Origin of the sequence: Amycolatopsis lexingtonensis (genome assembly GCF_014873755.1) — a bacterium.
GTDB lineage: Bacteria > Actinomycetota > Actinomycetes > Mycobacteriales > Pseudonocardiaceae > Amycolatopsis > Amycolatopsis lexingtonensis.
Genome location: NZ_JADBEG010000001.1, coordinates 1,252,983 through 1,275,886, shown reverse-complemented (window position 1 = coordinate 1,275,886; position 22,904 = coordinate 1,252,983). Strand labels below are relative to the sequence as shown.

General features: G+C 68.6%; 21 protein-coding genes and 4 tRNA genes. 11 read left to right on the top strand and 14 right to left on the bottom strand.

What is annotated here, in order from left to right:
- Positions 1–30: 30 nt before the first annotated feature.
- The 6 genes from H4696_RS06205 to H4696_RS06180 form a co-directional block, all read right to left on the bottom strand.
- Complete coding sequence (locus H4696_RS06205; RefSeq protein ID WP_086864686.1) at positions 31–552, bottom strand: MarR family winged helix-turn-helix transcriptional regulator; 522 nt, start codon at positions 550–552, stop codon at positions 31–33.
- 62 nt (positions 553–614) lie between these two features.
- On the bottom strand, positions 615–1,157 hold the full coding sequence (locus tag H4696_RS06200; protein ID WP_086864687.1) for an HIT family protein: 543 nt from the start codon (positions 1,155–1,157) through the stop codon (positions 615–617).
- Positions 1,154–3,181 (bottom strand): threonine--tRNA ligase, encoded by a 2,028-nt coding sequence (gene thrS / locus H4696_RS06195; protein WP_086864688.1) that lies wholly within the window; start codon positions 3,179–3,181, stop codon positions 1,154–1,156. The genes H4696_RS06200 and thrS overlap by 4 nt, the downstream gene beginning before the upstream one ends.
- A 132-nt stretch (positions 3,182–3,313) precedes the next feature.
- On the bottom strand, positions 3,314–3,928 hold the full coding sequence (locus H4696_RS06190) for a malonic semialdehyde reductase (RefSeq protein WP_086863617.1): 615 nt from the start codon (positions 3,926–3,928) through the stop codon (positions 3,314–3,316).
- 197 nt (positions 3,929–4,125) lie between these two features.
- Entirely contained in the window at positions 4,126–5,652 is a 1,527-nt protein-coding gene (locus H4696_RS06185; protein WP_169735122.1) for a sugar transferase, read from the bottom strand.
- Positions 5,653–6,387: 735 nt separating this feature from the next.
- Positions 6,388–6,459: transfer RNA gene (locus H4696_RS06180), tRNA-Val, on the bottom strand.
- A gap of 392 nt (positions 6,460–6,851) precedes the next feature.
- Here H4696_RS06180 and H4696_RS06175 point away from each other — a divergent pair.
- The 4 genes from H4696_RS06175 (at position 6,852) to H4696_RS06160 (ending at position 7,632) form a co-directional block, all read left to right on the top strand.
- Positions 6,852–7,277: an SsgA family sporulation/cell division regulator gene (locus H4696_RS06175; RefSeq protein WP_033293569.1), complete on the top strand. Its 426-nt coding sequence runs from the start codon at positions 6,852–6,854 to the stop codon at positions 7,275–7,277.
- A gap of 112 nt (positions 7,278–7,389) precedes the next feature.
- A tRNA-Gly gene (locus tag H4696_RS06170) sits at positions 7,390–7,462 on the top strand.
- A gap of 23 nt (positions 7,463–7,485) precedes the next feature.
- Positions 7,486–7,556, top strand: a tRNA-Cys gene (locus tag H4696_RS06165).
- A 1-nt stretch (position 7,557) separates the two neighbouring features.
- A tRNA-Val gene (locus H4696_RS06160) sits at positions 7,558–7,632 on the top strand.
- A gap of 56 nt (positions 7,633–7,688) precedes the next feature.
- On the opposite strand, the gene H4696_RS06155 is transcribed toward H4696_RS06160, so the two are convergent.
- Together H4696_RS06155 and H4696_RS06150 are read right to left on the bottom strand one after the other, a co-directional pair.
- Positions 7,689–8,876: a tyrosine-type recombinase/integrase gene (locus tag H4696_RS06155; protein WP_192782999.1), complete on the bottom strand. Its 1,188-nt coding sequence runs from the start codon at positions 8,874–8,876 to the stop codon at positions 7,689–7,691.
- A gap of 153 nt (positions 8,877–9,029) precedes the next feature.
- Positions 9,030–9,362: a helix-turn-helix domain-containing protein gene (locus tag H4696_RS06150; RefSeq protein WP_086863618.1), complete on the bottom strand. Its 333-nt coding sequence runs from the start codon at positions 9,360–9,362 to the stop codon at positions 9,030–9,032.
- Positions 9,363–9,586: 224 nt separating this feature from the next.
- Between H4696_RS06150 and H4696_RS51490 the strand changes: the two genes are divergently transcribed.
- The 3 genes from H4696_RS51490 (at position 9,587) to H4696_RS06140 (ending at position 13,965) form a co-directional block, all read left to right on the top strand.
- Positions 9,587–9,736 (top strand): Lsr2 dimerization domain-containing protein, encoded by a 150-nt coding sequence (locus H4696_RS51490; RefSeq protein ID WP_211299782.1) that lies wholly within the window; start codon positions 9,587–9,589, stop codon positions 9,734–9,736.
- Positions 9,737–9,850: 114 nt separating this feature from the next.
- On the top strand, positions 9,851–10,018 hold the full coding sequence (locus tag H4696_RS51600; RefSeq protein ID WP_476693090.1) for an Lsr2 family DNA-binding protein: 168 nt from the start codon (positions 9,851–9,853) through the stop codon (positions 10,016–10,018).
- 257 nt (positions 10,019–10,275) lie between these two features.
- On the top strand, positions 10,276–13,965 hold the full coding sequence (locus H4696_RS06140; RefSeq protein WP_086863619.1) for a P-loop NTPase fold protein: 3,690 nt from the start codon (positions 10,276–10,278) through the stop codon (positions 13,963–13,965).
- Between the two features lie 294 nt (positions 13,966–14,259).
- Here the strand turns inward: H4696_RS06140 and H4696_RS51145 are convergent, their stop codons facing one another.
- Entirely contained in the window at positions 14,260–14,595 is a 336-nt protein-coding gene (locus tag H4696_RS51145; protein ID WP_158104394.1) for a 3'-5' exonuclease, read from the bottom strand.
- Positions 14,596–15,050: 455 nt separating this feature from the next.
- Here H4696_RS51145 and H4696_RS06130 point away from each other — a divergent pair, with 455 nt between their 5' ends.
- Positions 15,051–15,215: a hypothetical protein gene (locus H4696_RS06130; protein ID WP_158104395.1), complete on the top strand. Its 165-nt coding sequence runs from the start codon at positions 15,051–15,053 to the stop codon at positions 15,213–15,215.
- Positions 15,216–15,419: 204 nt separating this feature from the next.
- Here H4696_RS06130 and H4696_RS06125 read toward each other — a convergent pair whose 3' ends face one another.
- Positions 15,420–16,166: an SDR family NAD(P)-dependent oxidoreductase gene (locus tag H4696_RS06125; protein WP_225955604.1), complete on the bottom strand. Its 747-nt coding sequence runs from the start codon at positions 16,164–16,166 to the stop codon at positions 15,420–15,422.
- A 39-nt stretch (positions 16,167–16,205) separates the two neighbouring features.
- A complete protein-coding gene (locus H4696_RS06120) occupies positions 16,206–16,985 on the bottom strand; it encodes an SDR family NAD(P)-dependent oxidoreductase (RefSeq protein WP_086863621.1) in 780 nt (259 codons plus the stop codon).
- Positions 16,986–17,043: 58 nt separating this feature from the next.
- On the opposite strand from H4696_RS06120, the gene H4696_RS50665 reads away from it, so the two are divergent.
- Entirely contained in the window at positions 17,044–17,604 is a 561-nt protein-coding gene (locus H4696_RS50665; protein ID WP_169735123.1) for a TetR/AcrR family transcriptional regulator, read from the top strand.
- Positions 17,605–17,610: 6 nt separating this feature from the next.
- Here H4696_RS50665 and H4696_RS06110 read toward each other — a convergent pair whose 3' ends face one another.
- Positions 17,611–18,474: an isocitrate lyase/PEP mutase family protein gene (locus H4696_RS06110; RefSeq protein WP_086863632.1), complete on the bottom strand. Its 864-nt coding sequence runs from the start codon at positions 18,472–18,474 to the stop codon at positions 17,611–17,613.
- 29 nt (positions 18,475–18,503) lie between these two features.
- Positions 18,504–19,490, bottom strand: a complete 987-nt coding sequence (locus tag H4696_RS06105; RefSeq protein ID WP_086863633.1) for a PDR/VanB family oxidoreductase — start codon at positions 19,488–19,490, stop codon at positions 18,504–18,506.
- Positions 19,491–19,634: 144 nt separating this feature from the next.
- Between H4696_RS06105 and H4696_RS06100 the strand changes: the two genes are divergently transcribed.
- Entirely contained in the window at positions 19,635–20,357 is a 723-nt protein-coding gene (locus H4696_RS06100; protein ID WP_086863622.1) for an EthD domain-containing protein, read from the top strand.
- A gap of 63 nt (positions 20,358–20,420) precedes the next feature.
- Here H4696_RS06100 and H4696_RS06095 read toward each other — a convergent pair whose 3' ends face one another.
- Positions 20,421–21,347 (bottom strand): SDR family NAD(P)-dependent oxidoreductase, encoded by a 927-nt coding sequence (locus H4696_RS06095; protein WP_086863623.1) that lies wholly within the window; start codon positions 21,345–21,347, stop codon positions 20,421–20,423.
- Between the two features lie 227 nt (positions 21,348–21,574).
- Between H4696_RS06095 and H4696_RS06090 the strand changes: the two genes are divergently transcribed.
- Positions 21,575–22,891, top strand: coding sequence for an MFS transporter (locus tag H4696_RS06090; RefSeq protein WP_158104396.1), 1,317 nt, complete (start codon positions 21,575–21,577; stop codon positions 22,889–22,891).
- Positions 22,892–22,904: the final 13 nt, after the last annotated feature.

Sequence of the window (22,904 nt, the reverse complement as noted above, 5' to 3'; positions counted from 1 at the left end):
GCCTCGGCGAACCCGACGCGCCGCCCCGGCTCAGCCCGATTTCGAGAGCTCGCCCTCGTGCTCGCGCGCCTCTTCGGCGGCCTGCGCGGCGGCGCACTTCGGCGAGAGGCGCTGCCGGATCGCGGCGCTGATCTCCCCGAGGGCGGTGACCTGCTCCGGCGTCAGCGGGTCGAAGAGGCTCTCGCGGACGGCCTCGACGTGCCCGGGCGCGGCCGCCTCGAGCGCGGCGAAGCCCTCCTTGGTGAGGACGGCCCAGGCCCCGCGCTTGTCGGTCGGGCAGGCCTCCCGGCGCACCCAGCCGTTGGCCTCCAGCCGCGCGACGGCGTGCGAGAGCCGGCTGCGCGACGCCTGCCGCGCGTCGGCGAGCTCGCTCATCCGCAACCGGTGGCCCGGCGCTTCGGAGAGGGAGACGAGAACTTCGTAGTAGGTGTGCGGCATGCCCGAGTCGTGCTGCAGCTGGCCTTCGAGGTGCGCGCTGAGCATGCGGGTGGCCGCGTTGAACTCACGCCAGACGCGCTGCTCGTCGTCGCTGAGCCATCGGGTTTCGGACATACCCCCATCATACCCTCGGTTGAACACTCAATAAGGGTTTTCCGGTTGCGCCGAATTGGTGCTCACCAGGCGTCGGCGAGCAGGTCCCGTGTTTCGCCCAGCAATTGCGGGAGCACCTTCGTCTGCCCGATCACCGGCATGAAGTTCGCGTCGCCGCCCCACCGCGGCACCAGGTGCTGGTGCAGGTGCGCCGCGATGCCCGCGCCCGCGATCACACCCTGGTTCAGGCCGATGTTGAACCCGTGCGCGCCCGACACCGCGCGGATCACCTTCATCGCGTGCTGCGTGAACTCCGCGACCTCGCGGGTCTCTTCGACCGTCAGCTCGGTGTAGTCCGCGACGTGCCGGTAGGGCACCACCATCAGGTGCCCCGGGTTGTACGGGTACAGGTTCAGCACCGCGAACACCGTCTCGCCGCGCGCGACGATCAGGCCCGTTTTGTCGTCCAGGGAAGGGATGCGGCAGAACGGGCAGCCGGTGTCCTCGTCGCCGTCCGGCTTGTCCTGGCCCTTGATGTAGGCCATCCGGTGCGGGGTCCAGAGGCGCTGGAACGCGTCCTGGACCCCGACGCCCTGCTGCTCGACGAGCTCGGGACCCTCACTCACCGAACGACCGTCTCCAGCGCCTCGGCCGACGGCGACGCGTTCTCGCGGCGCTCGACCCATTCGGCGATCGCCTCGACCGCCTTCGCCACCGGCACGCCGTTGATCTGGCCGCCGTCGCGGAAGCGGAACGACACCGCGCCCGCCTCGACGTCCTTCGCGCCGGCCAGCAGCATGAAGGGCACCTTCTGCGTGGTGTGCGTGCGGATCTTCTTCTGCATCCGGTCGTCGCTCGCGTCGACCTCGGCGCGGATCCCCTTGGCGCGCAACGCCTTCTCGATGCCCTGCAGGTGCTCGACCTGGTCGGCGGTGATCGGGATGCCGACCACCTGCACCGGCGCGAGCCACGCCGGGAACGCGCCCGCGTAGTGCTCGGTCAGCACGCCGAAGAAGCGCTCGATCGAGCCGAACAGCGCGCGGTGGATCATCACCGGCGTCTGGCGCGAGCCGTCGGGCGCGGTGTACTCGAGCTCGAACCGCTTGTTCTGGTTGAAGTCCAGCTGGATGGTCGACATCTGCCAGGTGCGGCCGATGGCGTCCTTGGCCTGGACCGAGATCTTGGGGCCGTAGAAGGCCGCGCCGCCCGGGTCCGGGACCAGCTCGAGGCCGGAGTCGACGGCGGCCTGCCGCAGCGTCTCGGTGGCCTCCTCCCACTCCCAGTCCTCGCCGATGAACTTGTCGGAGTCACCGCGGGTGGACAGCTCGAGGTAGAAGTCGGAGAGGCCGTAGTCGGCGAGCAGGTCGAGGACGAACTTGAGCAGCGACCGCAGCTCGCCCGGCATCTGCTCCTTGGTGCAGTAGATGTGCGAGTCGTCCATCGTCAGCCCGCGCACGCGGGTGAGGCCGTGCACCACGCCCGACTTCTCGTAGCGGTAGACGGTGCCGAACTCGAACAGCCGCAGCGGCAGTTCGCGGTAGGACCGCCCGCGCGAGCGGAAGATCAGGTTGTGCATCGGGCAGTTCATGGCCTTGAGGTAGTAGTTCTCCTCGTCGAACTGCACCGGCGGGAACATCGTGTCCGCGTAGTAAGGCAGGTGGCCGGAGGTGTGGAACAGCTCGCCCTTGCTGATGTGCGGGGTGTTCACGAACTCGTAGCCGGCCTCCTCGTGGCGGCGGCGCGAGTAGTTCTCCAGCTCGCGGCGGATGATGCCGCCCTTCGGGTGGAACACCGGCAGGCCGGAGCCGATCTCCTCGGGGAAGGAGAACAGGTCGAGCTCGGCGCCGAGCTTGCGGTGGTCGCGGCGCTCGGCCTCGGCGATGCGCTCGAGGTGGGCGTCCTGCGCCTCGATGGATTCCCACGCGGTGCCGTAGATCCGCTGCAGCTGCGGGTTCTTCTCGCTCCCCCGCCAGTACGCGGCGGCGACGCGGGTCAGCTTGAACGCCGGGATGAACTTCGTGGTCGGCACGTGCGGACCGCGGCAGAGGTCACTCCAGACACGTTCCTTGGTGCGCGGGTCGAGATTGTCGTAGATGGTGAGCTCACCCTCGCCCACCTCCATCACCTCGGAGGTGTCCACTTCGGACTTGAGGTCGACCAGTTCGAGCTTGAACGGCTCGTCCGCCAGTTCCTTCTTGGCCTCGTCGACGGAGTCGAAAACGCGCCGGGAGAACTGCTGGGCGCCCTTCACGATCTGCTTCATGCGCTTTTCGAGCGCCTGCAGGTCCTCGGGGGTGAACGGAGTGTCGACGGCGAAGTCGTAGTAGAAGCCGTCTTTCACCGGCGGGCCGATGCCGAGCTTGGCATCCGGGAATTGCTGCTGGACGGCTTGGGCGAGCACGTGGGCCGCCGAATGGCGGATGACGCTGCGCCCGTCCTCGGTGTTCGCGGCGACCGGCTCGACCTCGGCGTCGGCCTCGGGCGCCCACGCGAGGTCGCGCAGCTTCCCGTCGGCGTCGCGCACGACGACGATCGTGTCCTCGCCCTTGGTCGGCAGGCCGGCTTCGCGGACCGCCGCGCCCGCCGTAGTGCCCGCCGGTACCACCACACGGGAGGCGGCCACGGGGGAAACGGGGGGCGACTGGGACACGATCGGCTCCTCAAGCTGGAGTGACAAAGACGACCCCGTCGATGCTAGTCGGCGGCCCGCGCGCGCCTCACGCGCGTCCGGGAACGCGGAACGGGCCGCCCCCGGTTCCGGAGGCGGCCCGCCCGAACGGCGTCAGAGGGTCTCGACGACCTGGTCGAAGTCGAGGCGGGGCAGGCGGTCGAACCACGGGTTCTCGCCCGGCTTGCCGACGTTCACCACGACCAGCGAGCGCCACTTCTTGTCGGCGAAGAACTCGTCGTCGACGCCCTGGGCGTCGAAGCCCGTCATCGGGCCGGCGGCCAGCCCGGCGGCGCGGACGCCGATGATGAAGTAGCCGACCTGCAGCAGCGAGTTCAGCTTCGAGAACTCTACGCGGCCCTGCTCGTCGGAGAAGTTGTCCTTCACCTGCGGGGCGTGCGGGAAGACCTGCGGGATGTTCTCGTGGAAGTCGACGTCCGCGGCGAGCACGACGGTCAGCGGCGCGGCTTCGGTCTTGTCCCGGTTGCCCGGGGCCATGTGCGGCAGCAGGCGGGCCTTCGCCTCGGCGGTCCGGAGCACCAGCGCCCGCAGCGGCTGGGTGTTCATCGACGTCGGGGCCCACTTGACGAGGTCGTAGATCGCGCGGACCTGCTCCTCGGTCACCGGCTCGGAGCTGAAACTGTTGGCCGTGCGGGCCTCGCGGAAGAGGAGGTTCTGGACGTCCGCGGGAACCTGGAGGCCGTCGGTCTGCTCGGCAAAGGTGGTCATGGGGCTGGGTTCCTTCCGTTGGTCGGGTACCCGGTGCAACCGAGTTGAGCGTTGAACTATTTCGCGTTCAACCAGTTGCGTGGATCACAGCCGAGAGCGAGCGGACGGTCACCCGATCGAGTACCCGGAACGGACACGGCCGCCGACCCCCTCCAGCGGGGTCGGCGGCCGTGGTGCGAAGCGCGCGGCAGGTCGGCTCAGTAGGCGCCCTGGCCGCCCATCACCGCGCGGAAGGTCTTCCAGAGGATCACCAGGTCCAGCGCCAGCGACCAGTCCTCGACGTAGCGCAGGTCGAGCCGGATGCTCTCGGCCCACGTCAGGTCGCTGCGGCCGCTCACCTGCCACAGCCCGGTGAGCCCCGGCTTCACCAGCAGCCGGCGGCGGGCGTCGGGCGCGTACTGCGCCGTCTCCTCCGGCAGCGGCGGGCGCGGGCCGACGAGCGACATCTTCCCGGACACGACGTTGAACAGCTGGGGCACCTCGTCGAGCGAGTACCGGCGCAGGAAACCACCCACGCGGGTGATCCGCGGGTCGCGCTTCATCTTGAACAGCGGCCCCGCGCCCTCGTTGTCCGCGGCCAGGGTCTGCTTGATCTCGTCGGCGTTGGTGACCATCGTGCGGAACTTGAGCATGGTGAAGACGGCGCCGTCGCGGCCGACGCGGCGCTGGCGGTAGATCACCGGGCCGCGGTCGTTCAGCTTGATCGCGAGCGCGATCACCAGCAGCAGCGGCGAGAGCATGGTGAGCAGCAGGGCCGACCCGAAGCGGTCGACGATCTCCTTCACCACCCGGCGCCCGCCGGTGAACATCGGCGCCGTGACGCGCAGCAGGGGCATCCCGAGCACGCCGGTGACGTTGAGCCGCGGGCCGGCGACCTCCATCAGCACCGGCGCCACGACCATCTCGGCGCCGGTCCCCTCCATGTCCCAGGCCAGCCGCTGCAGGCGCTTCGGCGTCCAGTACTGGTCCGCGGTGATCGCCACGACCCGGTAGCCGCCGCGGCGCACGTGGCGGGACAGCTCCTCGAGCCGACCCACGACCGGGACGCCGTCGATCTCCCCGCTGTCGCGCTCCTCGCCGTGGCCGCTGAAGGTGCAGGCGGCCTCGACGCGCCAGCCGACGTGCACTTCCGAGCGGGTGCGGGCGATCAGGTCGGCGACCGTCTCCGGGCTGCCCGCGGCCATCACCGGCAGCAGGCAGAGCCCCTTGGCGCGCTTGCGGTGCAGCACCTGGCGCAGCAGGTACCGCTGCGGGAACGCGACGAGCGCGATGGCCGGCACGACGACGAACACCCAGACCTGGACCTCGAGCGCGCCGAACAGCAGGCCGCCCAGCGCGACCAGGACGGCGGCGGTGATGAAGCCCCGGCCCAGCGTCCGGTACTCCTCCGCGCCTTCGCCGAGCACGCGCGGGCTCCAGGCCCGGCTGACCGGCAGCGAGACGAAGATCGCCAGCATGGTGCCGAAGGCGTGCATGTCGTGCGGGGCAACGCGATCGATGACGAACGCGCTGATCGCGATCACCAGCAGCGTGATGAACACGTCGCTGCCGATGACCCAGGCTCTGTATCTCGCTTCCCAGGCCGCGGGCAACGCCTTGGGGGACGGCGTCGCGGCCGGCTCCGCCGGGTGCTCCTCCCTCTTGGCGGGACGCGGGATGGCCTGGAGGTCGATGTGCGGCGGTGGCTGGCTCACCGTGTACGAAGGCCGCACCGACTCTTCCATCTGACCTCCCGTGAACAGGATTCGGTTGATCTCACAGGCACGCTGCGTCACCGCCGGTGATTTCGGAGAGTCATCCCGAAGTCGATGGTCGCGCAGTGCCCGGAGAGGCTTCACACGGCAAGGTATCGGCGACTCTCTCAGCATCGTTACAAGGATTTCCAGCCACATGCTGCGCGTCTTCCCCGCCAAGAAATGGCCGCAAGATAACAAGATGATGACGATGGGTAATAGGGCGTATCCCCGAGAAAATTACATTCCGTAGTCAAAATGGGCGATGCCCGCACCCGGGTGGACCAGGTGCCGCCGAACGGCCGAACCGGCCCCGGAGCTCCACTGTGGACACTGTCGGCGCATCGCGGTCCACAGTGGACCAGGCGGCCACCGGGACGCGGCCGCGCGGACGGCGCGTGAGCGGACGGTTACGTTCGCCAACGGACCGTCACACGTCCCGGTTTTTGTCGCACGTGCCCTGTTGCGCGTGCCGAGGATCACATGAGCCCTCCCACGGGGTCCCGTTCGACAGAAATCCGCCGTGGCGGCAAAGTGCGGAGGCAGTTCCAACACCCCCTCCCGACGGGGGCGCGAACCGCTCTACCGGACAGATACGACCGGCTCGAACGGATCGTTCACTCCGGTTCGATCACCCGCTACGGAAAGCCGAGCCGACCTGGGGGCGCGCGAAAACGCCGAAGGCCCCGGACGGGTGTGTCCGGGGCCTTCGGCGTCGAGCTTCGGTGGGCGATACTGGGATCGAACCAGTGACCTCTTCGGTGTGAACGAAGCGCTCTCCCGCTGAGCTAATCGCCCGCTCGCGGTGTTGCAGAAACTTTAGCGTACGACTTCCGGGCGCCTGCAAACGGGTGGTCCTCGCCGACCACACTCCGCTTACCGGCGAGTACGGAACGAACAACCCCGAGCTAGCCGGGGTTGTCCGGCCCGGGGGCCGCCCGACGCCACGTTCGACATCCGTGCGACGGTGCTATCGCCCGGCGACTAAACCGCGCAGTATGGAGGCGTGGGCCCCCGCGGGGCGCGCGGTCACACGCGCGCCGTGGGGTGGTCACGGACGGCAGACGGCGGCTCATGAGCCCGGACGGGTGATCTGCGGCGCACCCGCGACGGAACAGGCCTCCCGATGCGTCCCACTTGGTGACGCCCTCGGCCGGGCCGGGCCGGGAAGGGAGACGAAGGGTAGGACGATGCGCAACGATCACGTGACGCTCCGCTCGACGGCGGTCTTCGACCTGCTGGCGCCGCGGACTCCCGCGGTTCCGGTCAAGGTGGAGCTGCGCTACGACACACGCGACCCGTACGCGGTCGTCGCCGCCTTCCGCACCGGCCGCGCCGGCTGGGTCGAGTGGGTGTACGCACGCGACCTCCTCGCGGACGGCCTCCTGGCCGACGCGGGTGACGGGGACGTTCGCATCCGCCCGTCGGTCGAGGACCCCGAGTCCGTGCTGATCGAGCTGAACTCGCCGTCCGGCCACGCCATGTTCGAGGCGTCGGCCCAGGAGCTGGCCGACTTCCTCGACCGCACCTACGACGTCGTCCTCCCGGGCAACGAGCACCTGTGGGTCGACGTCGACGACGCGCTCACCCACCTCATCCCCCACGATCTGGCCTGATGACGGGCTTGCAACGGCGGAGTGACACCCCGGTGTCGCCGCCGTTTTCGGGGTCCGCTATGGTTTTCACACACCACGGCGACGGGGAAACACCTTCCCGGAGCTGCGGAGTGCGGATGTAGCGCAGCTGGTAGCGCATCACCTTGCCAAGGTGAGGGTCGCGGGTTCGAATCCCGTCATCCGCTCGGTAGGCTCTCGAGCCTGTCACGGTGGAGTGGCCGAGAGGCGAGGCAACGGCCTGCAAAGCCGTGTACACGGGTTCGAATCCCGTCTCCACCTCGCGCGATTAGCTCAGCGGGAGAGCGCTTCCCTGACACGGAAGAGGTCACTGGTTCAATCCCAGTATCGCGCACCACATGTTTTCGCAGGTCAGGAGCCCTGTCCCTCCCCGGAGGGGCGGGGCTTCAGTCGTCAGATGGCGATAGGCCCTGAGCCGGGTTCCAGACCCCGGCGGGACCGCAGGTGCGGGAACCAGGACACCAGCTTCGCGCGCTCGCCCGGGTACAGCGACGCCAGCGATCGCTGCCAGCGTTCCTCCAGGGCGTCCAGGATCTCGTTCACCATCGCCGGGGTCACATGGTCGTAGACCCGCGCGATGCCCTTCATCTTCTGCCCCAGCCGCGCGCGCCGGGCGACCTCCGGGATCCCGTCCTCCGTCAGCCACGTCGCATGCGTGTGCCGCCCTTCATGGAAAGTGAACATCGGCAGGATCGGCGAACGCCGCTCCCCAGCACCGGACTCGTCCAGATCAACCCCGTCCCACGCCGGCCGCCAGAACCGGATGTTCGATCGCCGCCAGGGATGCCCTTCCGGCGTGCACAGCACGAACGGCTCCCGGTGGCTGTCCATCAGTTCCTCGTAGAGCACCGCGATCCCCGGCGGTAGTGCCACGAATCGAGTGCCCGCAGGGGTTTTCGTGCGCCCCTTCTTCGGCCGGGCGTTCCCTCGCCGAGTCGCCGGACGACTTTTGGCATCCGAGTGATGATCACCACTCTTCCGGCCTCCTTTGTAGACCTTCCCGCCGACCTCCTTCAGCGGCGTCCGGATCTCGATCCCCCGGCGCTCGGAGTCGTACTCATGCCGCTGCTGACCGACAAGTTCACCCCATCGGGCGCCGGTATAGACATCCATCAAGCACAGCACGAACCCCGACCTGCCCAGCCCCATCTCGTAGAGCCGCATCGCCGCCCGCAACGCCTGCGCCGGCGTCGCCACCAGCCGCTCGGTGTCGTACTCGCCGTTGGACACCCGGACGCCGTTGCACGGGTTGGCCGGGATCATCCGCGCCCGCACCGCACCGTTGAGGATCGTGGAGAACAAGGCGAAGTACGACAACACCGAGGACTCGGCATAGTCCTCGTGCAGGTCCGACAGCCAGCGCTCGATCTCGACGTACCCGTTGAAGATCGCGATCAACGGCCACGCGCCCCACTGCGGCAGCAGCTGCTTGTCCAAGAACGACCGGTACTTCGCGATCGTGTTCAACTCCAGCCGCGGCTCCACCGCTGAGAGCCACTCCTTGGCGAAGTCGTCGAAGCGGGTCTCACCATCACGCGGATCCAGCCACAGGTTCCGCCGGATCAGCGCCTCCTGTTCCAGCCCCCAGTCCTCGGCCGCCTTCTCCGTCGGGAATCCCGACTTGCTCCCCCACGTCCCGTCGGGACGCTTGTACCGGGCCCGCCACTCGCCGGTCCCCGGCTGTTCCTGGCCGTAGGCCATCCTCTGCTCCTTCTCTTGTTGCTCCGCCCCGCATCACGCGGCGCGGAAGTCCTGAGCCAGCTCCGCCAGCGGAACCCGCCGCCGTTGCGGCTTCACCGGCGCCGCGCTCAGCTGTACAATCTCGGTGACGTCGGCGCGGGTGAACCGGTAGTGCTTGCCGAACCGGTGGTGCGGCACCGCCCCAGCGGCGGCCTGGTCCTTCAAGGTCCTCGGCGACAGCTGCAGCAGCTCCCCCACCTGCTCTGCGGTCAGCAACGCGTCCGGGTCAGCCGGAGGCTCCGGTGCGGCCGACCGGACCGCCTCGGCGAGTTCGCGGATCGCTGCAGCAACGCCGTCGACGTGCTGCAGACCCATCTCAATTCCCATCACGTTTCTCCTCTTTCAACACTCATACGATTCGAATTCGAGGGAAGTGTTCGTCGCCGCACACAACCATCCATGCCGACACGGACACGAGCAGTCAACGGCTCCTCGAAAGAAACACAAAGAACCTCGTCAACAGCCATGCCCGCCGATCGCGCACGATCGCACGACGCTACTATTCGACAGATCCAGCAGGTCGACCAACGACTCCAGAAAGGATGACCGCAATGGCCAAACGAATCTCTATCGAGATATCCGACGACACGGACGGCAGCCGCGCCGACCAGACCGTCCCGTTCGGACTCGACGGTGTGACCTACGAGATCGACCTCTCCAACGCAAACGTCAGCGCGCTGCGCACGGCAATGGAGCCATAATTGACAACCGCTCGCCGCACCGGCGGTCGCCGCGTCAAGCTTGCCGTTGGCCAGTCGACCGACAGCGACAAGACCGATACGGAGGTATCCGGCGAGTACACCGCCACCCACGAGATGCGCGCTTGGGCTCGGGACAACGGGCACGAAGTAGCCGACCGAGGACGGATTCCAACCTCGATCGTCGAGGCGTACAAAGCCTCGCACAAGGCAAGCAAATTGGGCATCGATGGAAAAGTTCGCCCGGCTTCGAAGTCAAGGCCAACATCCAAGCGACGCAAATAGCACACGCTTGGCCTAGGAGGCGCTCAAGAAGACCTGATCTCGACTTTGCTATCAGACGACAAGTCATCAGCGGAACCTCCAAAAGCTAGCTCGTACTCGATGAGACATGCCCCTAACTCCGGCTGTTCGCCAGCTTGGAGACAAGCTGTGACCGCGCGCCGCGCCGAACACTGGTGCAGAGTCGCGTCGCCGCTGAATCGCGTTCATCGGGCGCATGCAGCCGTTACGTTCTGCCCAAAGATTGCGACTTCCTCCACATGGCGGACAACGAACCCTTCGCTCGGCACTTGTGGCCCTTGTTCGCGATGGCAGCGGCTCCGAACGGCAGCTGGCTCGCGACCGGGGGCGGCGACCGCACTCTCCGGCGTTGGGATCCCATCAAGCACCGTGCCATCGGCGGTCCGATCAATGCCGACACGCGCTGGGTGCTCGCCGTGGCTGTCACGCCCGACGGCCAGCAGATCGTCACCGGTGGCGGCGACGGCGTCGTTCGCATCTGGGATGTCGCGACCCGCCGGCTCATCCGATCGTTCAGCACGAGCACCAGAATGATCTGGACGATCTCAATCAGCGCTGACGGCACCCAGGTCTTCGCAGGTGGAGATGACGGCAAGCTGAGGCAGTGGGACTTGACCGATGGCCGATTGCTCAACACGTTCCCGTATCCAGGCTCGGTGCGGGCCATGTGCGTCTCGCTGGCGACCGATCAAGTCGTCTGGGCGGGCACGGACAGCTCCATTCAGCGGGCTTCCCCGGAGGGAACCTTCAAAGATCCGCTCATCGGCCACACCGGCTGGGTACATTCCTTGGCCTTGACGCCGGACGGCACCCAACTCGTCAGCGGAGGTGGTGACGGCACGATCCGGCAGTGGGATCTGCGAAGCGGGCTCGCTGTCGGCGAACCCATTCGCGCCCACGAAGGCGCCGTGTTCACGGTCGTCGTCACATCGGACGGGAACTACGTCGTCAGCGGTGGCGATGACGGGACCGTGCGACGCTGGGACCTGACCAGCGGTACCGCTGTGGGCAGTCCACACCGCGGCCATACGGACTGGGTTCGCGCCATCCAGTCCAGCTCGGATGGCACCCGCGTGTTCAGCTGCAGCAACGACGGCACTATCGCCCGATGGACGTTCAGTCGCACGGCGGTGCACACCGAAGCGTTCCGCGGGCCTGCCGTTGCAGTCAACGCGCTCGCTGTCGACTCCGTGCGGAACGAGCTGATCAGCGCGAGTATCGACGGATCCATCCGCCGCTGGCACAGCAGGACGGGGAAATCGCTTGGGCGTTTTCGAGCACCGGACGGCTGGGTGAACGCCATCGCGCTGTCTCCCGACGGTAACCAGCTCGTCCGCGTCGGCGAAGACGGCCCGATCGTCCGATGGGACCCGAAGACCGGCCAGTACTCCGGCGAACCGCTGACCGGACACGCCGGCGGAGTGCGCGCGGTGACGTTCACACCGGACAGCCAGTGGATCATCACCGCTGGAGCGGACGGCACTGTACGCCGCTGGAACCGAGATACCGGGCAACCGGTCGGCGAGCCGCTCACCGGGCACCGCGGCGAGGTGAACGCCGTCTGCGTCACCCCGGACGGAGCCCAGATCATCGCGGCGGGCAGCAAAGACGGCCGTCTGCTTCGATGGGACACCAAGACCGGTGAGCGCATCGGCGAAGCGATCAGCGCGCACCAGCACGCCGCGTTGACGGTGTCGGTCGATCGAGCCGGTAATCGCATCGTCAGCGGAGGAAGCGACGGCCGTATCCGGGTCTGGGATGCTGGCACCGGACAACCGACGACATCGCCGAACCAACGCCACGACGGGTCGGTGACCGTTGTGCGGTTCACACCGGACGGGCGCAGCATCATCAGCGGCGCGACCGATCAGCTCATCCGCGAATGGGACAGCGAAACCGGCGACCCGGTCGGCGAGCCCTTCGGCAGCCACGAAGGCACGATTACTTCGCTGGCGTTCCTGGACGACGACGGCACCGTACTGTTCTCCGGATCCGCGGACGGGACAGTGCGCAGATGGGCCCTCGGGTCCCGCACGCAGCTGTCCGCTGATGCGGCGAGCCCGCCAATGGGCAGGGAGGTGCTCGCCGACGTTCAGAGCGATCTCGAAAGCAGCGAAGACCGACTCGACATCGGAGGCGACGTCAGGCTGATCGGCGCGATGCTGGCGGCGACGACGGTACGTCCGCCGTTGTCGATCGCGGTACTCGGCGACTGGGGCTCCGGGAAGTCGACCTTCATGTTGCAGCTACGGGAATGGCTCGCGGAAGCAGCACGGCGCTCCAGCGAGTCGCCGGACAGCACGTTCGTATCGAACATCAAGCAGGTGACGTTCAACGCGTGGCACTACAGCGACGATCACCTGTGGGTCGGACTCGTCGAGCACATGTTCCGCGAGCTCGCCGCGAGCAAGATCACCACTGACGACGCTACCGCCGAGCAGGTCGCGCAGTTGAAGACGACACTATCCACGCGGAAAACGGATCGAGACCGGCTAACCGCCGACCTCGAAGCGATCGATCGCATCGAGACCGACCGCGGCTGGTTCGCCGCCGCTCGGGCACCCCTGCGCAGCGTCAAGGTGGCGAAAGCCGCAGTGATCAGCGGAGGACGAGAGCTGTTCAGCCGCCGAGGCTGGCCCTACCTTCTCCTCACGCTGGCCGGAATCGCCGGCATCGTGGTGGCCACTTCGTTCGGGCAAGCTCAGCTGACGTGGATCGGCATCACGGTCGGCGCGCTCGCACCTGTAGCCGCCGCGTGGCGCACCCTGCGCGAATCCACCGAGAATCTTCGCAAACAACTGCTGCGACGCAAGGACGAGCTGGACGCCGACATCAGGAAGGCCGACGATGAACTCGCCCGCGTCGAGCCGGCGCATCGGCTCCACCGCCTGCTCGCCGAGATCAGCACCGCCGAGCGATACGAAAGCTTCCGCGGTCTCACCGGACGCATCCACCACGACCTACGACGGCTGAGCGAGGACCTCGCGACCGCGCGCACCGCCTGGTCCGACGACGGTGGACAAGGGAAACCACCGCTTCAGCGCATCGTCCTCTACGTCGACGACCTCGACCGCTGCACACCTCAACGCGTCGCCGACGTTCTCCAGGCCGTGAATCTCCTCCTCACCATGGACCTGTTCATGGTCGTCGTGGCAGTCGACCCACGATGGCTTTTGAAGGCACTGGGTCGGCACCACCGCGGCCTGCTGCGCGATGCGGTCACACCACTGGACTACCTGGACAAGATCTTCCACATTCCGTTCGCCCTCCGCCCGATGGGTACCAAGGCCGCCGACTTCCTGAGATCGATGCTGCCCGTTGCCCACGAGCCCGATCAGATCGCGTCGCCTGACGAACTCACCAATGAGGTCGCCCCCACGCGAGCGAACACCGTCACCGCGGCACCGAGTCGAGCGGAAGTCGAGCACGCCGTCCCGACCCCGATGGCGGCCGAGCGCCTCATAACGAGCCGCTCACCTGATGAGGTCGACCTCGCACCGGAAGGCATGCGGATCCAACAGTTCGAGCAGGACTTCCTCGCCAACCTTGTCTGGCTGCTCCCGACCCCGCGCGCAACGAAGAAGCTCGCCAACCTCTACCGCCTGGTAAGGCTGTCCGTCCCGCCCGAGCACTTGGAGTACTTCCTGGTCAGAGAGGAATACCAGGCCGCCGCATTGCTGCTGGCGGCCCTCGTCAGCGATCCGCAAGGCGCCCGCGAACTGCTGGTCAAGCTCGCCGATGCGAGCGGCCAAGACATCACCGACGCGCTGACCGACGACGGACTTCCACGCCGTCTGTCCAAGCTGATCAAAGCAGAACGCGTCCAAGGGAGAACGGTTCACGGCGAGATCGGCACGTACCGGAGGTGGGCGACCGCGGTAGCCCGGTACGGGTTCGAGACCTACGACCTTTTCGTCATGACCTTTTGAAACGGCGATCTCCACGGCGCCAAAGTTGGCCGGGAACGCCGATCCATCGACGTAGGTGATGGTGGCCCGCCCCGAGCCAGCACACGGCAGGATGGCTTGAGGAGCCCATAATCTCCAGCGGGCGCTTGGTCCCCTACGGGCCGGTGGGCCCTTGGTCACACTGGGAGGACCGAGTTGATCTATAACCCCACATTGAAGTTCACCACCGACCTGCAGCTTTAGCCCACACCAGCTGGCGCAACTTTGTCGGCGTGGACGGCCGGATCATCGCCGATCGCCGCGGATTCGTCCTCATTACACACCCAGGTGCCGAAGAACGTCTCGAGCGAACCGGGAAACCCCGTACTCGTTCTTCGAACCCCAATCCGTCTCCCAGAACGAACCGTAGACCAGCACAAGCGCCCGCTTGGCCCGGGTGAGCCCGACGTAGAACGAACGCCGGTCCTGCGCCAGTCGGTCCGGGTTCGGCTCGGGGTGCACGCGCAACCGCCCTGACCACCGACGACCGGGCATGATGCCTTCGACCAGACCCGGCAGGATCACGGCATCCCACTCCCTGCCCGTCGCGGAGTGATAGGTGGTCAACGTAACCTTGCCGGCCCGCAACGCGCCGGCGGCGATGTCCCGCACTTCAAGGCCATACGCGCTGGCCGCCTCTCTGAACTTTCCCAGAGCTTGCCGGTCTCGGACGGCGGAGCTGCCTGCGGCGATAGCTTGCAGCTCGAGTTCCCGGATCAGGTCGGTCAGCCACGCGTGCAGTGGTGGTTCTTCCGACCGGAACCGTTGAGCAGGCCGGCGAACTTCCGGCCCGCGGCACGACGGCCGAGCGGTGGCAGCCCGGCGGCTTCCGCACCGGGGCGCATGCCCGTACCAGGTAGCCCAAGGTGGCGACCGAGGTCGCACGAGTGTCCGGACCCAGTCCAGCTGGCTCTCCCCGTGGCGCGCCAGGTGGTTCGTCGCCCCGGAAGCCGTGGCTCTGCAGGCACCGCCCCTCGACGCGAAGACCGCTGCATACCGAGCGCTTTGGCGGCAGGCGAACCGGTACAGCGAAAACTGCACCCTGGTGTGCATGGCCAAAGCTGCCCATGACATCCACGGACGAACACCACGCCCCCGTCGAAGACAGCATCACGTCTCCCGCGCACAAACTGATCGCCATGTTCGCGGCGGAGGACCTGTCCCACTGCTACACCGGCTCCGCGCCGCCCGCGAAGGAATCGCTCGCCGAGCACGACCAGCACTCCAGTTGAACAGAGCCGGAAGAATTCGTGATCATTCGTCCGTCCGTCTTGGCCGTTCCCGTCTCCGCGGCCGTACTCTTGTTGGCCGCTTGTAACACCTCTAACAGCGTTCTGCCAGCGACCGACTCTCCGAACATCGTCAAACCGGACGAGATCGGCAATCTAGTGCTTCAGTAGGCGCGAGAGCGGCGGATCCGCACCGGGAGCGTGGTCTCACGTGATCGCGAGTCCCCCGTCCACCGGCAGCACGCTGCCGTGCACATAGGCCCCGGCGCGGGAAGCGAGGAAGACCGCGGCGCCGATGAGATCGAGGTCGACGCCGGGACGCTTGAGCGACAGCCTGCCGACCATCTCGGCCATCCGCCCCGCCGTCAGGTCCGTCTCGAACGGCCCCGGCGCGATCGCGTTGACGGTGATCGATTCGGGCCCGAGCGCCAGCGCGAGGTGCCGCGTGAGCGTGTGCACCGCCGCCTTTGTCGTCGAGTACGCGAACCCGCGGCCCGAGGGCTTCAACCCCACCACCGAGCCGATGTTGACGATCCGCGCCGGGTCCGCCGGGGATGCCGCCTGCCTCAGCTTGGGGAGAAGTCGTTGCACCAAGCCGAACACCGGTTTGACGTTGATCGCGAACAGCTCGTCGAACGCGGACTCCGGGTAGGTGTCCACTTTGCCGCGGACGTTCGCGCCCGCGTTGTTCACCAGGACGTGCAGCGCCGGTTCGGCGGACAGGGCTTCGGCCACCGCGTCCCGGCCGCCCGGCGTCGACAAGTCGGCGGGCACCGGGACACAGGTTCCGCCCAGCCGTTCCGCGGTGGCCGTCAGGGTTTCCGCCGAGCGGCCGACGATGTAGACCTTCGCCTGCCGCTCGGCGAATCCGCGGGCGATCATCTCGCCCAGACCACGGCCGCCGCCGGTGACCACCACGACCTTGTCTCGGACGGAGAACAGTTCGTCCATCATGCTCCTATCATTATCCTTGATAGGCACGATGTCCAGACGTCACTGCACCGAACGGATCGTCCCGCCGTCCACGCGCAGCGTCGCCCCGCTGATGTAGTCGGCGTACGGGCTGGCCAGGTAGGCGACCGCACCCGCGATCTCTTCGGGGCGACCGAATCGGCCGACGTCGTTGGGCACGAAGTCCTCGGCCGCGTTGCGCTCGATCTCGGCCCACTCCGCGCCCCAGCCCCGCTCGGGCGCCATCTCCGTCAGCAGGCGCTGGACCGAGTCGACGAGGATCGCCCCCGGCGAGACGACGTTCGACGTCACGCCGGTGCCCTTCAGTTCGCGGGCCAGCGACACCGCGAGGTTGTGGCGCGCGGCCAGCGTCGCGTTGTAGTGGGGCTGCATCGCCATCGGCTGACCGCCCAGGCCGCCGCCGATCTGGATGACCCGGCCCCAGCCGCGGGCGCGCATGCCCGGCACGAACCGGCGGATCATGCGCACGCCGGACACCACGTTGACGTCGTAGGTGCGCAGCCAGACCTCGGGCGTCGAGTCCTCCCAGCCGAGGTGGTCGTACGCCCCGGCATTGTTGACCAGCACGTCGACCTCGCCGGCCGCGGCCGCCACCGCGTCGGCACCTTCCTCGGTGACGAGGTCGCCGATCGCGACCTCCTTGGCGCCGATCTTCTCCGCGACCGCCCGGGTGCGGACCTCGTCGCGCCCGTGCACCACGACGTCCGCGCCTTCCTGCGCGAGCAGGAGCGCGATCGCTTCACCCAGCCCCGAGCTCGAGCCCGTGACGAGCGCGCGCCGGCCGGTCAGTTGCAGATCCATGATTTCGTTCTCCCGATGTATACGACTGTAGACTTAACTCCAGTCTACACTCGTATACATGACTGAGCCACGCCGGCGCGACGCCGCTGCCACGCGAGAAGCCATCCTGCGCGCGGGCATCGAAGCCTTCACCCGCGCGGGGTACGACGGCGTCGGCGTCCGCGAGATCGCCCAGGCGGCCGGCGTCACCGCGATGCTCGTGAACCGCTACTTCGGCTCCAAAGAAGGACTGTTCACGGAGGTGGTCGAGGTGTCGCTGACCGAGCGGACCGTCCTGGGCGCCGACCCGGCGACGCTGGCCCGCGACGCGGCGGCGACGCTCGTGCGCCGCACCGCGCCCGACGCCGGCGACCTCGACCCGTTCCTGCTCGTCCTGCGGTCGGCCCCCAACCCCCGGGCCGCGGAGATCCTGCGGGCCGGCATCGAGAAGCACGTCGAGCAGCACGTGGTCGACGTCGTCCCCGGCACCCGCGGCACCGAGCGGGCGGCGATGGCCCTGGCGCTGATCAACGGGTTCTGGTTGATGCGCAAGGTGATCGGCAGCACCGCGCTCAACGAAGCCGATGACGCGACGCTGCGGGACACCCTCGAGAAGCTCTTCCGCGTGCTGCTCGGCTGACGCGCATCAGGTGCCGGGTTCGGTGGTGGCGCGCTCGATGTCGTACAGCTGCTCGAACCCGGCCAGCTCCTGGAAGCTTTCGTAGATTGCGAACGACTCCGCGGCCGGGCGGCCGCTGGGTTTTCCCGCGCGCTGCAGCTCGTACGCCTCGCGCAGCGCGGCGAACGCCGCCGCCTGGCCGGTCACCGCGTCGATCAGGATCGCGTACCCCAGGCTCCGCCACTCCTCGGCGGTGTGGAGGTCGAACGACGTGAGCGTGGCGACGGGCGCGGAGAGGCGGGCCGGCGCCGCCGCCAGCTGCTCGTCGTCCGCGGGCAGCAGCATCACGACGTCGGCGCCGGCCTCGTGGTAGGCGGTGAGGCGTTCGATGGCGCGCTCGAAGTCCTCGTTCTGCACCGCGCCCGTACGCGCGATCAGCAGCAGGTCGGGGTCGCGCCGCGCCTCGGCCGCGAACCGGATCTTGCTCACCATCTCCTCGAGCGGGACCAGGTGCTCGACGTGCCGGTGGTGGCTGGCGCGCTTCGGCGCGACCTGGTCCTCGAGCTCGATGGCGTGCACCCCGGCCGCCTCCAGCTCCCACACCGTGCGCGCCACGTGGATCGCGTCGCCGAAGCCCACCCCGCCGTCGACGATCAGCGGCAGCCCGGACCGCCGCCGGATCTGCCAGCTCGCCGCCGCGAGGTCCGACACGCTGAGCAGCGCCTCGGAAATCGCCATCGCGTAGCCGAGGCCGCCACCGCCGAGGTACCCGCCGTCATATCCCAGCCGCTCGCACAGCCGGGCGGTGAGCGCATCGGGGCACCACTGCACCATGAGCGGCTCGCCACTCGACACCCGCGCGCGGAACGCCGCGCGATCGAGACCCACCATGTTCACTCCCATCGAACCCACACCGGTCGTCACAGGTCGAGGACCAGCTCCGCGGAGGAGCAGCTCCCGACGCAGATCATCATCGTGTCCCCGGCCGCGCGCTCGTCGTCGCCGAGCACGGTGTCCCGGTGCACCGGCGTGCCGCCGAGCACCTTCGTGCAGCACGTGCCGCAGAATCCCTCTTCGCACGAGTACGGGACCTCGGGCACCAGGTCGCGCACCGCTTCGAGGATCGTCGTGCCGTCGGCCACCTCGACGGTCTCGCCCGTCTGCGCCAGCACCACGGTGAACGGCCGCGCGTGGCTGTCCGGCGCGCCGTCCTCCCCCGGCTCGGCGGTCCCGGCCGTGAAGAGTTCGAAGTGGACTTCGAGTTCGGGTCGCAGGCGGCTCGCCACCGCCCGCAACGCGTCCAGCATCGCCGCGGGACCGCAGCCGTAGATCGCGGCGCCGCCGGGGGCCTCCCGGACGATCTCCTCCAGCGGCAACAGCCCGGACTCGTTCTGCGGCCGGACGTCGACGGGCGCGTCCGCCTCGCACGCCAGCTCGTCCAGCTCGGGCAGGAACACCATCGACTCCAGCGAGCGCCCGCCGTAGTGCAGCCGCCAGCCGGCGCGGCGGGCCGTCAGTTCGCGCGCCATGCTCAGGATCGGCGTGACGCCGATCCCGCCGGCGACGAGCACGTACGACCCGGCCGGGCGCAGGGTGAAGTGGTTGCGGGGCCCGCGGATCACCAGCTGCTTGCCGACGAGCGCGGTGTCGTGGATCTCCGCCGAGCCACCGCGGCCGTCGGCCTCGCGCAGCACGGCGATGGTGTAGGTGTACCGGTCTTCGCGGTCCCCGCACAGCGAGTAGTGGCGGATCCGGCCGGACGGGAGGACGACCTCGACGTGCGCACCGGGGTCCCACGGCGGCAGCTGCCCGCCGTCGGCCCGGGCGAGCCGCAGGGAGATCACCCCGTCGGCCTCCCAGCGGGCCGCGAGCACGCGGACCTCGACCTCCGCCTCGGCCGCGCTCACGACCACACCTGCCCGGCTCGGGTCCCGCGGTCCTGCCCTGTGCTCATGGCGCCACCTTCACGTCGTCGTGGTTGCTCCTATAATTAGCATAGAAAGCCCGGCGGGAGATCACAAGAGTGCCCGCGCACGCTCGAGGAGGAGTTCATGACGACACCGGAGCCGACGACCAAGCTGGTGTACCTGGCCCGACGCAACCCCGCACTGTCGGCCGCCGAGTTCGTGGTCCGCTGGCGCCAGCATTCGCTGCTCGCCGGCAGCATGCCGCTGATCCGGCCCGGCATCGTGCAGACCGCGCACTGCCTGAACCTGTTCGACCGCACGGTGTTCGCGCGCGCCGCCCTCGACTACGACGGCGTCAACTTCCTCACCCTGACGGGCCCCGAGGTCGCGACGACGATGTGGCAGCACGACGAGATGATGGAGCTGCTGCAGCCGGACGAGCTCGCGACCTTCTCCACCTACGCCCGCCACTTCACGCTGACGACGCACGAGCACGTCGCGAGCCCCGGCGGCATGCGGCCGTACTGCCTCGCCTTCTTCCTCAAGCGCGATCGCGCGTCGACGAACGAGGAGTTCTTGGCTGCGTTGACCGAAGCTCACGGCGAGGTGGCGGCGGGGACACGGCGCGGCGTGGTGAACGCGGTGGTCGACCGGCCGCCGGGCTACAACTTCGACGCGGTCACCGAGCTGTGGTTCGACACGGCCGAGGAGCTGCGGGCGTGCACGCGGGCACCGGCGTTCCAGGACACCTACCTGAAGCGGCGCGCCGAGCTGTGCGACGAGATGCGCACGATCGCGATGGCAACCCGGCTGAGCCACGCGCGGCCCGCGATCGACGAGGCGACCGCCGTCGACCGGCCGTTGTGATGGTGCACGCGCGGGACCCCGGTTCGGCAAGGGTCCCGCGCGTGTGTCCGAGGGGACGGTGGCTCAGACGATGTGCGGTGCCTTGGTGTCCGTGGCCAGGACGGTGCGCGGCAGCAGCTCGGCGAGCTCCTCCTGCGGCCACGGCCCGGCGTGCTCGTCCCGGAAGATCGTGCGCGTCTCGACGGGGTGGCTGTACATCCCGATCTTGCCGCCACCGGCCCGGAACACCCGGCCGGTGACGTCCGCGGCCCGGTCGCTCGCGAGGTAGACGACGATCGGGGCGACCAGCGCCGCGTCGGCCCGCGGTTCCTTGGCCCGGGCGCGGCGCTCGCTCATCACTCCTTCGGCGATCCGCGCCGCGTCCCGCTGCGCCTGGTCGGCGGTCATCCGCGTCAGCGCGAACGGGGCGACGGCGTTCACCGTGATGCCGTCCTTCTGCAGCTCCCAGGCCAGCGCGTAGGTCAGGCTGGTCACCCCGCCCTTGGACAACGCGTACTCCGCGTTGCCCAGCGGCGCGGCCCACTGGTTCGAGGTGGTGTTGATGATCCGCCCGCCACCCTGGCGCCGGAGCACCGGGATCGCGTGGCGGCACATCGCGAAGGTGCCTTTGAGGTTGACGTCGACCATGACGTCGAAGTCCGCCTCGGTGGCGTCCTCGATCTTGTGCTGACGCACCACGGCCGCGTTGTTGACCAGCACGTCGAGCTGGCCGAACGCCTCGACCGCCGTGGCCACGACGCGGGCCGCGCCGGCCCAGTCGGCGACCGACTCGTAGCTGGCCACGGCTTCACCGCCGTTCGCCCGGATGGTTTCCACCACCTCGTCGGCCGGCCCGGCGGCCGCGCCCGCTCCGTCCGGGTCCACGCCGAGGTCGTTGACCACGACCCTGGCGCCGGCCGCCGCGAGCGCGAGGGCCTCGCCCCGGCCGATCCCCCGGCCGGCGCCGGTCACGATCGCCACCCGGCCCTCGAGCGAGCCCTGTCCAGCCATCATTCCTCCTTGAACGCGTCTCTATCAGGTTAATGATAGGAGCAACTACCCCGGTGTCAAGCCGACCGGAAGTGACGCTTGACCAACGAGACATCGAGGCTAATAGTAGGAGCAATCCGGCCGGCTCTCGGTCCTCTCACCTTCCACAAAGGAGCAACGATGCTCGCACGTGCCCGGTGTACCTCCGCCAGACCAGCGGTTTCCCGTCCTGCCATCGGGCGTACCCGATGAGCACCGTCAGCCGGCGGGAGATCCGCCGCGTCGTCGCCTCGAGCTGCCTCGGCACCGCCATCGAGACCTACGACTTCGTCCTCTACAGCTCCGCTGCGGCTTTGATCTTCGGCCCGCTGTTCTTCGCCCAGCTCAGTCCCGCGGTGGCCACCATCGCGTCGTTCGCGACCTTCGCCACGGGGTACCTGGTCCGGCCGCTCGGCGGATTCGTCTTCGGCTACCTGGGCGACCGCTTCGGACGGCGGTGGGTGCTGGTCACCACGGTGTGCCTGGCCGGCGGCGGCACCGGCGTCATCGGGCTACTGCCGACGCAAGCGGAGATCGGGCCGCTCGCGCCCGTGCTCCTCGTGCTCCTGCGCATGGTGCAAGGGCTCGCGCACGGCGGCGAATGGGGCGGCGGCGTGCTGATGATCGCCGAGCACGTCGAGCCGCGCCGCCGGGGGCTGTACACCGGCATCGGGCAGGGCGGTCTCTCGCTCGGGGCGGTCATCGCCACGCTGGTGATGGCGGTCGTCGCCGGCCTGCCGGAGCCCGTCCTGTTCGGCTGGGCGTGGCGGATCCCGTTCCTGCTGAGTTTCCTCCTCATCGCGCTCGGGATCTACCTGCGGCTGCGGATCAGCGAAAGCCCGCTGTTCGTCGAAGCCAAGCGGACGCGCGGGCAGAAGCTCGGCCTGGCGAGCCACCTCGGCCCGCTGGTCCGCGGGGTCCTCGCGAGCATCCCGCCGACGATGTCCGCGGCCTTCTTCGGCAGCTTCGCGGTCAGTTTCGCCGTCGCGGCCGGGCATTCCCGCACGACCGTGCTCCTCGCGCTCAGCGCCAGCTGGATCCTGTCGACGTTCACGATCCCGTGGTACGGCGCGGTTTCCGACCGGCTCGGCCGCCGGCCGGTCTACGTCGCCTCGGTGCTGGGCGTCGCGGTCGCCACCTACCCGTTCCTGCTGGCGATGCGCAGCCACTCGACGGCGCTGCTGTTCGTCGCGTTCATCGTGCTGTTCAGCTTCATCACCCCCGCCGCGCAGGGCACCATCGCGTCGCTGCTGAGCGAGCTGTTCCCGACGAAGCTGCGCTCGACGGGCGTCTCGCTCTCCTACCAGCTCGCCGCGATCGTCGGCGGGCTGACGCCGGTGGTGAGCGCGACGCTCATGACCACCGGCGGCGGGCTGGCCTGGGTGGTCGTGGTCATCGCCGGGCTGTGCGTCATCGCGGCACCGGCGGTGCTGCTCGGCCGTGAGTCGGTCGGAAAGTCGCTCGCCGACACCGCGGCCCCGGCTGCCGTCCCGGCCCCGGTGGCGGGTGAACTCCCGGCCCGGTGACCGCGGAACCGGC